The sequence below is a fragment of the Kitasatospora sp. NPDC001660 genome (assembly GCF_053596725.1).
Genome location: NZ_JBSFGU010000003.1, coordinates 339,620 through 352,229, shown reverse-complemented (window position 1 = coordinate 352,229; position 12,610 = coordinate 339,620). Strand labels below are relative to the sequence as shown.

At 73.2% G+C, this 12,610-nt stretch carries 12 protein-coding genes; 6 read left to right on the top strand and 6 right to left on the bottom strand.

Annotated features, from left to right (window positions below; all coding sequences use genetic code 11):
- Nucleotides 1-6: 6 nt before the first annotated feature.
- Both ACWCXH_RS05210 and ACWCXH_RS05205 read right to left on the bottom strand, forming a co-directional pair.
- Nucleotides 7-1,314, bottom strand: coding sequence for a M18 family aminopeptidase (locus tag ACWCXH_RS05210; RefSeq protein ID WP_449799942.1), 1,308 nt, complete (start codon nucleotides 1,312-1,314; stop codon nucleotides 7-9).
- A 406-nt stretch (nucleotides 1,315-1,720) separates the two neighbouring features.
- Nucleotides 1,721-3,550 carry an acyl-CoA dehydrogenase gene (locus tag ACWCXH_RS05205; RefSeq protein WP_449799941.1) on the bottom strand — a complete coding sequence of 610 codons (1,830 nt, stop codon included), beginning with the start codon at nucleotides 3,548-3,550 and terminating at the stop codon, nucleotides 1,721-1,723.
- Nucleotides 3,551-3,764: 214 nt separating this feature from the next.
- On the opposite strand from ACWCXH_RS05205, the gene ACWCXH_RS05200 reads away from it, so the two are divergent.
- Nucleotides 3,765-4,268 carry an SseB family protein gene (locus tag ACWCXH_RS05200; protein ID WP_449799940.1) on the top strand — a complete coding sequence of 168 codons (504 nt, stop codon included), beginning with the start codon at nucleotides 3,765-3,767 and terminating at the stop codon, nucleotides 4,266-4,268.
- Nucleotides 4,269-4,431: 163 nt separating this feature from the next.
- On the top strand, nucleotides 4,432-5,382 hold the full coding sequence (locus ACWCXH_RS05195; RefSeq protein WP_449799939.1) for a pirin family protein: 951 nt from the start codon (nucleotides 4,432-4,434) through the stop codon (nucleotides 5,380-5,382).
- Between the two features lie 38 nt (nucleotides 5,383-5,420).
- Here the strand turns inward: ACWCXH_RS05195 and ACWCXH_RS05190 are convergent, their stop codons facing one another.
- The gene (locus tag ACWCXH_RS05190; protein WP_449799938.1) at nucleotides 5,421-6,242 is read right to left on the bottom strand and encodes an integrase; all 822 of its coding nucleotides are present in this window, start codon (nucleotides 6,240-6,242) and stop codon (nucleotides 5,421-5,423) included.
- Between the two features lie 308 nt (nucleotides 6,243-6,550).
- On the opposite strand from ACWCXH_RS05190, the gene ACWCXH_RS05185 reads away from it, so the two are divergent.
- Nucleotides 6,551-6,676 carry a hypothetical protein gene (locus ACWCXH_RS05185; RefSeq protein WP_449799937.1) on the top strand — a complete coding sequence of 42 codons (126 nt, stop codon included), beginning with the start codon at nucleotides 6,551-6,553 and terminating at the stop codon, nucleotides 6,674-6,676.
- Between the two features lie 276 nt (nucleotides 6,677-6,952).
- On the opposite strand, the gene ACWCXH_RS05180 is transcribed toward ACWCXH_RS05185, so the two are convergent.
- The gene (locus tag ACWCXH_RS05180) at nucleotides 6,953-8,290 is read right to left on the bottom strand and encodes an amidase (protein WP_449799936.1); all 1,338 of its coding nucleotides are present in this window, start codon (nucleotides 8,288-8,290) and stop codon (nucleotides 6,953-6,955) included.
- A 29-nt stretch (nucleotides 8,291-8,319) separates the two neighbouring features.
- On the bottom strand, nucleotides 8,320-8,550 hold the full coding sequence (locus tag ACWCXH_RS05175) for a hypothetical protein (protein WP_449799935.1): 231 nt from the start codon (nucleotides 8,548-8,550) through the stop codon (nucleotides 8,320-8,322).
- Between the two features lie 220 nt (nucleotides 8,551-8,770).
- Here ACWCXH_RS05175 and ACWCXH_RS05170 point away from each other — a divergent pair, with 220 nt between their 5' ends.
- Nucleotides 8,771-9,709, top strand: coding sequence for an LAETG motif-containing sortase-dependent surface protein (locus ACWCXH_RS05170; RefSeq protein WP_449799934.1), 939 nt, complete (start codon nucleotides 8,771-8,773; stop codon nucleotides 9,707-9,709).
- 105 nt (nucleotides 9,710-9,814) lie between these two features.
- Nucleotides 9,815-10,714: a hypothetical protein gene (locus tag ACWCXH_RS05165; protein WP_449799933.1), complete on the top strand. Its 900-nt coding sequence runs from the start codon at nucleotides 9,815-9,817 to the stop codon at nucleotides 10,712-10,714.
- Nucleotides 10,715-10,811: 97 nt separating this feature from the next.
- On the opposite strand, the gene ACWCXH_RS05160 is transcribed toward ACWCXH_RS05165, so the two are convergent.
- Nucleotides 10,812-11,447 (bottom strand): ATP-binding protein, encoded by a 636-nt coding sequence (locus ACWCXH_RS05160; RefSeq protein ID WP_449799932.1) that lies wholly within the window; start codon nucleotides 11,445-11,447, stop codon nucleotides 10,812-10,814.
- A 229-nt stretch (nucleotides 11,448-11,676) separates the two neighbouring features.
- Here ACWCXH_RS05160 and ACWCXH_RS05155 point away from each other — a divergent pair, with 229 nt between their 5' ends.
- The gene (locus ACWCXH_RS05155) at nucleotides 11,677-12,504 is read left to right on the top strand and encodes a hypothetical protein (protein ID WP_449799931.1); all 828 of its coding nucleotides are present in this window, start codon (nucleotides 11,677-11,679) and stop codon (nucleotides 12,502-12,504) included.
- The last annotated feature ends 106 nt before the right edge of the window (nucleotides 12,505-12,610 follow it).

The following is a 12,610-nucleotide window of genomic DNA, read 5'->3' as shown; positions in this document are numbered from 1 at the left end:
CGCCGCTCAGCTCTCCAGGAAGGCCTTGATCGCGCTCGCCAGCAGGTACGGGTCGTCCGCACCGCACAGCTCGCGCGCCGAGTGCATGGACAGCGCCGCGATGCCGCAGTCCACCGTCCTGATGCCGAGGCGGGCCGCGGTGATCGGGCCGATCGTCGTGCCGCAGGGCATGGCGTTGTTGGAGACGAAGGTCTGCCACGGCACGCCGGCCCGCTCGCAGGCCGCCGCGAACACGGCCCGGCCGACGCCGTCCGTCGCGTAGCGGTTGTTGACGTTCACCTTGAGGATCGGGCCGCCGTTCGGCATCGGGTGGTGGCCCGGCTCGTGCCGCTCGGTGTAGTTCGGGTGGACGGCGTGGCCCATGTCCGAGGAGAGGCAGACGGTGCCGGCCAGCGCGCGGGCCCGGTCCTCGGGGGTGCCGCCGCGCGCGTGGACGGTGCGGTCCAGGACGTTGCCGAGCAGCGGGCTCTGCGCGCCGGTGTCCGACTCGCTGCCGGTCTCCTCGTGGTCGAAGGCCGCCAGCACCGGGATGTACGGCAGGTCGGCGGCACCCTCGGCGGTGGCGACGGCGGCGAGCGCGGCGGTGGCCGCGTGCACGGACAGCAGGTTGTCCAGGCGCGGGCCGGCCAGCAGCTCGCGGTCCCGGCCGAGGTAGGAGGCGGGCTGGACGTCGTGCGTCATGAGGTCCCAGCCGACCACGTCGGCCGGCTCCAGGCCGGCCCGCTGGGCGACGTAGGAGATCAGGCCGCCCTCGTCGACCGGGCCGAGGCCCCAGATCGGGGTGAGGTGGCGCTGCTTGTCGAGCTTCATGCCGTCGTTGACCTGACGATCCAGGTGGATCGCCAGCTGCGGCACGCGCAGCAGCGGCTCATCCAGCTGCACCAGGCGCCAGCCGCCGTCCTTCAGGGTCAGCCGGCCGGACAGGCCGAGGTCCCGGTCGAGCCAGGTGTTCAGCGGCACGCCGCCGTAGATCTCCACCGCGACCTGCCGCCAGCCCGCGGAGCCGGTGTCCGGCACCGGCTTGACCCGCAGGTTCGGCGAGTCGGTGTGCGTCCCGACCACGCGGAACGGCGTCTCGGGCCCGGCGCTCTCGGGCAGGTACCACGCGATGAGCGCGCCGCCGCGGATGACGTAGCGCCCACCGGCCGCAGCGTCCCACGCGTCCGTCTCGGCGACCTGCCGGAAGCCCGCCTTCTCCAGCCGCTCGGCGGCGCTCGCGACCGCGTGGTACGGGGACGGCGAGGTGCCGAGGAACGCGATCAGATCATCGGTGTGCGTCCGGTCGAAGAACGCCTGTCGGGCGGCGGGCGACATACTGCTCCTGAGTCGATGGAGGGCCGAAGCCGGATGGGGGTCGGCTTCGCACCCTGAGCATATGCCCGTACACGGACAGGGCACTCGCAACGTCACAACGGATGCGAAACACAGACACAACCGTGAAGTGCCTTCGCCCCCACCATCGTTCACCCAGCGATCCCCCCTGGTCGCAGACGGTCATCCGCCGGGGGCTCCGGCTCCCGCGACGACGACCCGGGCACGGCGGGCCGGCTGGCCCGGACCGGCCCGGCGGCCGGTCGACGGTACGTCGGTGCAGTGAAGTCACCGCGGGCATGGGCGTGTTGAGCGGGCCCGGCGGCCGGCGGCGACGTCGAAGGGCCCGGCCGGTCGGCCGGGCCCTTCGACGTGAGGGTTCGTCAGGCGGCTTTCGGTGGGTGGGGCCTTAGAAGGCCTCCTCCGCCAGCTCCATGATCTCGTTGTCGATGCCCTCGGCGATCAGGCGCTGCGGGGCGACGGTCGGCAGGACGTTCTTGGCGAAGAAGCGGGCCGCCGCGACCTTGCCCTGGTAGAACGGGACGTCCTTCTCCGAGGCGCCGGCTTCGAGCTTGGCCAGGGCCACCGCGGCCTGGCGCAGCAGCAGCCAGCCGACCACGACGTCGCCGGAGACCATCAGCAGGCGGGTGGTGTTGAGGCCCACCTTGTACATGTTCTTGACGTCCTGCTCGACCGAGGAGAGGTCGGCCAGCAGCTTGCCGACGATGGCCTCCAGGTCGCCGGCGGCCTTGGCGAGCAGCTCGCGCTCGGCGGCCAGGGCGTCGCCGCCCTCGGCCGAGCCGAGGAACTTCTGGATCTGCTCGGACAGCGCGGTGAGCGCCTGGCCGCCGTCCTTGACGATCTTGCGGAAGAAGAAGTCCTGGCCCTGGATCGCCGTGGTGCCCTCGTAGAGGGTGTCGATCTTGGCGTCGCGGATGTACTGCTCGATCGGGTACTCCTGCAGGTAGCCGGAGCCACCGAAGGTCTGCAGGGACTGGGCGAGCTGCTCGTAGGACTTCTCCGAGCCGTAGCCCTTGACGATCGGCAGGAGCAGGTCGTTGAGGCGCTCGGCGGCCTCGTCGTGCTCGCCGCGCAGCTTGGCGGCCATCATGTCGTCCTGGACCGACGCGGTGAACAGGACCAGCGCGCGCATGCCCTCGGCGTAGGCCTTCTGGGTCAGCAGCGAGCGGCGCACGTCCGGGTGGTGGGTGATGGTGACGCGCGGGGCGGTCTTGTCCAGGAACTGCGAGATGTCGGCGCCCTGCACGCGCTCCTTGGCGTACTCCAGGGCGTTCAGGTAGCCGGTGGAGAGGGTGGCGATGGCCTTCGTGCCGACCATCATGCGGGCGAACTCGATGATCTTGAACATCTGGCGGATGCCGTCGACCTTCTCGCCGAGCAGCCAGCCCTTGGCCGGGTGCTTGGCACCGAAGGTCATCTCGCAGGTGTTCGAGGCCTTGAGGCCCATCTTGTGCTCGACGTTGGTGGCGTAGACGCCGTTGCGCTCGCCGAGCTCGCCGGTCTCCCAGTCGAAGTCGAACTTCGGGACGATGAACAGGCCCAGGCCCTTGGTGCCGGGCTTGCCGCCCTCGGGGCGGGCCAGCACCATGTGGATGATGTTCTCGGACATGTCGTGCTCGCCCGAGGTGATGAAGCGCTTCACACCCTCGATGTGCCAGGAGCCGTCCTCCTGCTTGATCGCCTTGGTGCGGCCGGCGCCCACGTCGGAGCCCGCGTCGGGCTCGGTGAGGACCATGGTGGAGCCCCACAGGCGGTCGGTCATCCGCTTGGCGACCTCCAGCTGCTCCTCGGTGCCCTCCTCGGCGATGACGCCGGCGAAGGCCGGGCCGGAGGAGTACATCCAGATGGCCGGGTTCGAGCCCAGGATCTGCTCGGCGAAGGCCCAGATCAGCGAGTTCGGGGTGACCTGGCCGCCGATCGACTCCGGGATGCCCAGGCGCCACCACTCGGCGTCCATGAAGGTCTGGTAGCTCTTCTTGAACGTGGCCGGGATCGGGGCGGTGTTGGTCTCCGGGTCGAAGACCGGCGGGTTGCGGTCGGCGTCGACGAAGGACGCGGCGAGGTCGTTCTCGGCGAGGCGCGAGATCTCGCTCAGGATGTTCTTCGCGGTCTCGACGTCCATGTCCGCGAACGGTCCGGTGCCGTAGACCTGCTCGCGGCCGAACACCTCGAAGAGGTTGAACTCCACGTCCCGCAGGTTGGACTTGTAGTGACCCATGGCCGTTTTCTCCGGTTCGTCGCTTCCGGGAGTCCGCCGCGTTCGGGCGCCCCGTACCCACCAGTAGGCATCATGATGCTACCCAGCGGTAACTTGGGCAAGCCCCCGGCGGTGAATCCCCTATGAACGTGGTCACGTCCCACAAGCCGGGACGACGACTCCTTGTCAGGATCGACGCCAGCGCGGGCGGGTGCGCTCCCGCTAGCCTGTCCGTGTGTACGGATATGACCAGAACGCATACCCGGGCGACCCCTACCAGCAGCAGGCGGGTCCGCAGCCGGGCATGAACGGCATGCCCGGCCCCGACGCCTACGGCGCGCAGTCGCAGTCGCCCCAGCAGTCGCTCTACCCGGAGCCCTCCCCGCCGTCCCTGGCGGACGCCGTCCGGGCCTTCACCACCGGGTCGATGGCGGTCGAGGACTTCCAGGCGATCTTCATCACCTCCAAGGTGCACTGCCCGCGCGGCGACCGCCCCGGCTTCCTGGCACTGCACAACACGCCCACGCCGGTGATCCCGATGTTCAGCTCGCTGAAGGAGCTGCGCCGCTACGCCGGCAAGGACTCCAAGCACTTCACCGTGACCGGCGCCGAGGTCCTGGACCTGCTGCCGACCGGCTACGGCTTCGCGCTGGACATGGAGGGCGAGCACCGGATGGTCTTCGACGCGAAGGCCGTGGAGCAGATGGTCGACTTCACCATGCGCCGCATGTACGGCTGATCCATCCCGCCGACCCACCCGGCCGATCCACCCGGCCGACCCACCCCGAGAGAGGAGCCCCGCGCTTCTCCGCAGCCACATAGTTCAAATTTCAACTTGCTACTTGTTGAGAATTGAACTACTCTCGTGGGCGTAGGCCAGGAACCCCCCGAAGGAGGCCGACATGCCCGCCGTGACCGTCGAGAACCCGCTGACCCTGCCGCGCGTCGCCACCCCCGACCCCGCCGCCACGAGTGCACGGCCCGTCGTCACCGTGGTCACCGCGCCCGAGGGCTTCGAGGGCGAGGGCTTCCCGGTGCGCCGCGCCTTCGCCAAGATCAACACCAAGTACCTCGACCCGTTCATCATGATGGACCAGATGGGCGAGGTGGAGTACGGCGCCGGCGAGCCCAAGGGCACGCCCTGGCACCCGCACCGCGGCTTCGAGACGGTCACCTATCTGATCGACGGCGAGTTCATCCACAAGGACTCGCACGGCGGCGGCGGCCACCTCGGCGGCGGCGACACCCAGTGGATGACGGCCGGCTCCGGCATCCTCCACATCGAGACCCCGCCGGAGTCGCTGGTGCTGTCCGGCGGCCTGTTCCACGGCATCCAGCTGTGGGTCAACCTCCCGGCGTCCGACAAGATGACCACCCCGCGCTACCAGGACATCCACGGCGGCCACGTCAAGCTGCTGTCCACCCCGGACGGCGGCGCGGTCCTGCGGCTGATCGCGGGCGAGCTGGGCGGGTACCAGGGCCCGGGCGTCACCCACACCCCGATCACCCTGCTGCACGCCACCATCACCCCGGGCGCGCAGGTCACCCTGCCGTGGAAGCCGGACTTCAACGCGCTGGTGTACGTCCTGAACGGCGACGGCACGATCGGCGCCGAGCGCCGGCCGATCCGCACCGGGCAGGCCGCGGTGTTCGGCGAGGGCGACACCATCACCATCGCCGCCGACGCCAGGCAGGAGTCCCGGCACCCCAACCTGGACGTGATCATCCTGGGCGGGCAGCCGATCCGGGAGCCGGTCGCCTGGTACGGGCCGTTCGTGATGAACAGCCACCGCGAACTGGAGCAGGCCATGCGGGACTACCAGTCCGGCCGGTTCGGCCACCCGGTCGACTGACCGTCCCGTCTCGACGACGCCTCGGCCGTCTGCCGCAGCTACAGCAGCGCGTAGACGGCCGAGGCGTCGTCGTGCGCCTTGCCGCGCGGCCACCGCTCACAGGCGGCGTCCGCGCGCTCGACCTCGCGGACCTGGGCGATCAGCTCGCCCGGGCCCGACTCGGCGAGCAGCCGCAGGGCGTCCGCCCAACTGCCCAGGCCGAAGCGCTCGGTGTAGCGCGAGGCGCCGTCGGTCAGGGCCGCCAGCGCGCGCAGGCGCTCCAGCCGGACGAAACCCGTCTCGGCGTGCTCGGCCGCGCGCGGGCTCGCCGCCGCGATCCACGGGCCGTTGCCGGTGTTGCGCGCGGCGCGGACGGCGAGCGCGTACTCCAGGTGCAGCGCGGCCCGTTCGACGGAGCCGGGCACGGTCTGCCATATCTGCCGGCGCAGGCCCTCGCCGCCGGGGAAGCGCTGGTTGTCCCCGATCACCCGCGGCGGGCCGTCCTTGAACTCCAGCACCAGCAGCGAGTCGCCGAGCACCAGGTACTCCAGCGACTCGCCGTGCCGCCGGGCGGCCACGACCATCGCGGCGGGCGTGTTCCGGTGGGCGAGGTCGCACCGGCCACCGTGCAGCGCGGCCGTCTCGACGATGGCGTCGGCCAGGCACTCGGCGATCGAGCGGTCCACCCGGTCGGTGAGCCGGGCGAGCAGGTGCACGCCCAGCCGGCGGACGTACCAGGCGGTCCCGTGCCGACAGCCGGACTCCAGACCGGCCGGTGAGCTCGCACCGTCCAGCAGTACCAGCGCTTCCGGCGAAGCCGCCGCGAAGTCCTCGCTCTCGCGGCCGGGCCGCCGTGCTTCCCCTGCGAGCTGTAGCTGCATCCCGACAGTGTGGCCGCCTCCCCCGGCCCGCGCCCAGCCCCCTGCGCCGGTGTGGCTCGGGCCGGGGCCCTCGGGGCGCCCGCCGCCCGGTGGCAGCCGGGGCAATCCGGCCATACCGTCGGATACCGAGTGAATAATCCGGCCAATCAGGGCCGGTCGGGTTTGGGGTCCACCTTCGGGTGACGGGCCGGACCCGGGACTGACGGCTCCGGGCCGCCGAGTCCGGGCCGCCGAGTCCGGAGCGACGGCCCAGGCCTGGCGGCCCCGACCCCGACACCCGACGACTCCCGGGCGACGAGGAGCGGGACATGTTCTGGCAGTTCATCGTGGTGCTGGCCGCCGGGCTCGGCTTTCCGACCGCCGCATTGTTCTTCCTGATCGGCGGGCCTCGTTTCCCCGACGAGGAGCGCGGCCCCGAGCGGCAGCGGGGCTGACCGGCCTGGACGTCCTCAGGGCGTCCAGGCCGGGTCGCGGCCGAGCAGCGCCGGCGCACACTCGAACGGCCCGTGGGCGTCGTCCCGCGGAAGGCGCTCGCGGAACGCACGGTCCGGCCCGCGGCTCTCCGACCCGGCCGGGACCGGCTCGGACACCGTCAGCGGCGCCCCCGCCGGTGCCGGGTCGCCGCCCTCCCGGTGGACCCCACGCGCCTCGGGGCGCAGCGCGCCGAGGCGACCGACCCGGATGATCCCGCTCCGGTCCAGCGCATTCGCCTAGGACCCCTTCAATTCCGGCTCCAGCAGGGCCGCGTGAGCCAGCAGGTCCTCGTCACGCCCAGCCGTGCCGACGAGTTGGAGGCCCAGCGGCAGCCCGTCCGCCGTCCGTCCTGCGGGCAGGTTGACCGCGGGCATGCCCAAGTAGCTCCACGGCAGCGACATCACCGCGTCCCCGGTGCTGTGCAGGCCCTTCGGCGCCCCGCCGATGGCGGACGGAGCCAGCCAGAGGTCCACCGCGCACGCGTCCATGGCCCCGGTGACCAGCTCGCGCAGGTGCTCGCGCGCCTGGAGCGCGGCCTCGCGGTCCTCCTCCGCGATGCCCTGGCCCTGTCGGATGCTCGCCACCGTCTCCGGGCGGTAGAGGGAGCCGAAGCGGGTGAACCAGTCGGCGTGGCTGCGGGCGAGCTCGAAGCGGTTGATCGTCTGCAACTGCCGGACGATCTCCTCGAACTCGATCCCGAAGTCCAGCCGGCACACCGTCATCCCGGCGGCCTCGAAACGCTCCACCTGCGCGTCGTACGCCCGCAGCGCCTCGGCCCCGGCCCGTTCCAGGTACCGGCGGTCGGGCACACCGAGCACCAGCGGCTTCCGGACGACACCCGCCGACCGCCGCACGCTCTCGGCGACCCGGCCGTCCCAGTCGTCACAGAGCAGCGATGCCGCCAGGGCCGCACCCGCCACGTCCGAGGCGAACACGCCCAGGGTGTCGAAGGTGGGCGCGTTCGGGATCACCCCGGCCATCGGGATCCGCCCGTACGTCGGCCGGAAGCCCACCACCCCGCAGTACGCGGCGGGCCGGATCACCGAGCCGACCGTCTGCGTCCCCACGGCGAGCGGCACCAGACCGGCCGCGACCGCCGCCGCCGAACCGCTGCTCGACCCGCCCGGGGTGTGGCCGGGGTGGTGCGGATTGCGGGTCGGGCCCGGTGCGCTGGCGGCGAACTCGGCGGTCACCGTCTTGCCCGCCACGAGCGCCCCGGCCGCCCGCAGCCGGTCCACGACGACGGCCTGCGGCCCGGCGAGCACGCCCGGCGGCAGGGCGGATCCGGCGTGGGTGGGCAGCCCGTCCACGTGGATGATGTCCTTGATCCCGACCGCGACCGCGTACAGCGGCGGCCGGTCGTCCGGGTCGGGGTGCCTGCGGGCCAGCGCGCGGGCCTCGGCGTGCAGCCGGTCGTGCCGCCCCGGCTCGGGGACGAAGGCGCGGATCAGCGGGTCGATCCGCTCGATGCGGGCGCACAGTCGCTCGACGTGCTCGGTCAACGGTGGATCACCGGCGCGCAGTTCGGCGGCCTCGCGGGTCAGCGACCGGGGCCGGACGAGAGGTTCATCCATGCCGATCACGGTAGACCGCCCGCCGGGCGCTACTGGTGCTCGGCGGCCAGGTACGGCGACTCGCGCAGGAAGTACGCCCCGCAGGTGTGGCAGCAGAGTTCGGGGGTCTTCCCCCAGTCCACCGCCTCCCGGACCGGCGCCCGCGTGTCCAGTTCCCGACCGCACATCGCGACCTGCTCGGCGCCCCGGACCATGTGCCACAGCCGCACCCCGTCCGGCGGGCCGCCCGCGCCGTACTCGGCTCGCATCTGGTGCATCATGCCCCCATCGTCCGACCGCCCGACCGGCCCGGCAAGCCGGGGAGGACGCGGGTCCGGTCCGCGCCAAGCCTCCTTCGACAGCGATCGAATTTCGTCACCCCCCGACCGGAATCAGGCCGCTGCCGACCGGTATGGTTCGCGGGCGCGACCACCGCCGACGCGCTCCCGTCGCTGCCTCAAGTCGCCCCGATACGGACCGAATTCACCCGAAGCTGGAGCAATGATCGTGCGCCCTTCCCGCCTCCTGGCCGCGTCCACCCTGGTGGCGCTCTCGCTCGGCGCCACGGTCGGCGCCGCCACCGCAAGCGCCGTCGGGGTCCCGGCGACCCCGACCCCCACCGGTTCCGCCACCACGACGGCCGCCCCGGGCACCCCGGCACCGACCGCCACCGCCACGGGCGCCCCGACCGCCAGGCCGACGGTCCTGCCGAACCCGACGCCGACCGGCGACAACCGCTGCCACGGCGGCGTCTACCAGAGCTCCCTGCTCAAGGAGACCGGCACCGGCCTGTACGGCACCACCCTGGTCAAGGGCGGCCCGGCCACCGAGGTCACCCTGACCTTCGAGAACAACAGCGGCGTCGACCTGCCCGCCGTCCACAACGCCCTTTACGTCACCGACGAGTTCGGCGGCCCCGCCCCGGTCAAGTGGGACGCCGACTTCTTCGACGTCCAGGTGAACACCGGCAGCGGCTGGAAGCCCGAACGGCTCGACTACCGCGGCTTCCGGATGCCCGACTTCAAGCTGGCCAAGGGCGAGAAGCTCACCGTCCGGATCCGGATCGCCGCCACCGCCAAGGCCCCGGCCGGGAAGTACGGCGCCAACTACGACGCCGGCTCGGACGCCTTCGACAACGACAAGGTCCCGACCCCGGCCAACACCAAGCCGAACGCCTGCACCCAGTTCTACGGCACCTACGAGGGCACCTTCCAGGTCGCCGACGCCGGCACCGCAACCGCCACCGCCCCGGCCACCACCACCGCCGCCACCACCGCGCCGGCGGCCGCCTCCGCGTCGCCGTCGGCAGGCCCGCACCTGGCCGAGACCGGCGCCTCCTCCAACACCCTGCCGATCGCCGTCGGCGGCGCCGCGGTGCTCGTCGCGGGCGCCGGCACGCTGTTCTTCCTGCGTCGCCGCAAGGCCGGCACGCACAGCTGACCGCCCCCGACGAGATCGCCCGGTGGGCGGGGACAACCGTTCCCGCCCCTCGGTGGTCTTCCCAGCCGGAGAGCGACCACCCGACCCCACCGCTGGAGCCTGACCATGCGTTCCCCCCGGCTGCCCGCCGCCTGCGCCCTGCTCGTGCTCACCACCGGCACGGTGGCCGCCGGCGCCGCCCCGGCCCTCGCCGACGCCGCCCCCACGACCTCGGCAAGCCCGACCGCCCCGGCCACCGGGGAGCCGACGGCCCCCGCCACCACCCCGGCGGCGACACCCACCGCGACCGGCACGCCCACCGCCGCCGCGACCCCGACGGCCACCGGCTCGCCCTGGCCGTACAACTGCCCCGAGGGCCCGATGGCCTCCCCGATGCCGGCCACCGCCGACGGACCGGCGGGCGCCGCCGTGGTGACCGGCGGAGCACCCGGCGAGCTGTCGGTGACCTTCGACAACACCAGCACCACGACGGTCCGCGAGCTGGCCACCACCTTCACGCTGACCGGCAAGGACGGCGCGGTCTCCGGCCTCGACGTCAAGCTGCACGCGCCCGGCGGCGACTGGAAGCCGCTCGCGGGGACGGACACCGGCACGTACAAGCTCGCGCAGGGCGAGAAGCTGACCCTCCAGGTGCGGGTGACGGCCGGCCCGGGGGCGGCACTCGGGAACTACCGCTTCGCGTTCGCGGCCAAGTCCGAGGTGCTGCCGATCGGTTCGGCCCCGGCGAAGAAGTACACGTGCCCCCAGCTGGCCGCGAGCACCGGCGGCACCTTCGCGGTCACCGACCACGCCCCGGCGGGCACCTCCGGCACGACCCCCTCTCCCACGGCGAGCCCGACCCGCGCCCCCGGCCAGCTCGCCGACACCGGCGGCGGCACCAACTCCACCCCCATCGCGGTCACCGGCACCGCCACCATCGCCCTGGGCGCGGCCCTCCTGCTGCTCACCCGCCGCCGCACCGTCGAAGCCGTCGAAACCGTCGAAACCGTCGAAGAAGAGGACTGACCCGAAGACCGCGGAGAGCAGGCGGCGCCACGAGCGATGAACCCGGGCGCCGCCTCGGCAGGTCCGTGCCTCCCCTACTTCTACGACGCCATTACTACTACGACGCCTGCAGCAGGGCACCGTCCTGCCATTTGAGGATCTTGTCGAAGCTCACGATCGCCCCCCGGAGGGGGTGGTTGCGGAGTTGGACGTGGTCGGTGAGGGCGTGGATGAGGAAGAGGCCGCGGCCGGATTCGGCGCTGAGGTCGGGAAGGGTGTCGAGGTCGACCGGGCGGAGCGTGGGGGCCTGGGGGCGACACAGGAGGACATGGGTGTCGTAGGGGCGGCCGTCGCGGCGCGGGCGGTGCCCGGTGAGCACCCGGGCGGGGACGGTGGCGCGGCCACGGCGGGCGCGGCGCGGGGCCGGGCGGGCCGGGGGCGGGCCCGCCGGGCGGCGCGGGGGCAGCGGCGACGGGGTGACGACGGAGGCCGCGGGCAGGCCGGGGCCTGAGTCGGTGACCTCGATCCGCAGGCGGTCGCCGCAGATCGACGCGGTGACCTGGAAGCCCTCGTCGGGCCGCCCGCCGACGCCGTGTTCGACGGCGTTGGCGCAGGCCTCGCTGAGGGCGACACCGAGGTCGTCGGCGATCTGCGGGTCGACGCCCGCCGTCGCCATGGCACCGAGCAGAATGCGCCGGGCCAGCGGGACGCTGGCCGGGTCGCGCTTGAGGTGCAGAGTCCACCAGATGTCCACGGGAGGTCCCTCCTGGCTGCGGCTCCACATACAACTAGGTATCTCCGGCTGTTCCCGCGGTGAACCGTGACGAAGGTCCGCTACCGCCCGTTCGGCGGATGGACTGACGCCGTGGTCTGTGCCGAGCGGCGCACGCGCCGAACCGTGCGCCTCGGCCGGACGGGGGATTCGTAGGGATTTCCCACCCTGCCCTCGGCGGCGTGGTAGGCGATGAGATGATGGCCCGGCCATGACTGCCCTCGCCGCCGCCCAGCACCCGGGCGCCCCCGCACCGGACGCGCCGGTGGGGGCCGCCGCCTGGGACCTGCGGCTTGCCAGGGCCGTCCCGTTCGCGCTCGTCTGCACACTGATCGCGGCCGCCGGGCACTCCCTGACGGGTGGCGGCGACGTCGCCCTGCCCGCGCTCGCGACGGGCTTCGCGGCGGTGCTGGCGCTCGCGGTGGCGTTCGGCGGGCGGGAGCGTTCGCTCGCGGCCATCGCCGGTGCGCTGGGCGCGGGCCAGCTGGGTCTGCACTGCCTCTTCCACGGCTTCGGCGGCCACGCCGCCTCGGCCATGGCCGGGATGCACCACGGCGGTTCCGGCCCGCTGACCCTGCCGCAGGTGGCCGGCCGGCTGATCTGCAACGAGGCCCACCCGGGCACGCTGGCCGGCCTGACCGGCGGTCCGACGGCCGAGCAGCTGGTCTCGTCGGCGGGGCTGGACCCGGCCGCGTTCCCGGCCGTGCCGTGGTGGCAGGGCGGCGTGTTCGGCATGACGCCGTCGATGCTGGCGGGCCACCTGGCCGCGGCCCTGGTGGCCGGCTGGTGGCTGCGGCGCGGCGAGGCGGCGCTGTGGCGGCTGGTGCGGGTGGCCGCGACGGCCGCCCGCGAGCACTGGGCGGCGCCGCTGCGGACGGCGTTCGCGCTGGTCGCGGCGTTGCTGCGGGGTCTGTTCGGGGTGGCGGGCCCGGCCCGCCGGTTCGGTGCCCGGAGCGGGGAGTGCCCGCTGCCCGGGGGTGTCGCGCTGCGGCACAGCGTGGTGCGGCGTGGGCCGCCGGTCGGGGCCCTCGCGTACTGACCGGCCCGCTGGTGCCCCGTTCTTGCCGGGTGCCGGGCGTGCGCAGGTCGCCGGGCCGTACCCGCGCTCATGTCGCGGCGGTCCGTGCGCAGCTCCACCCCCCCAC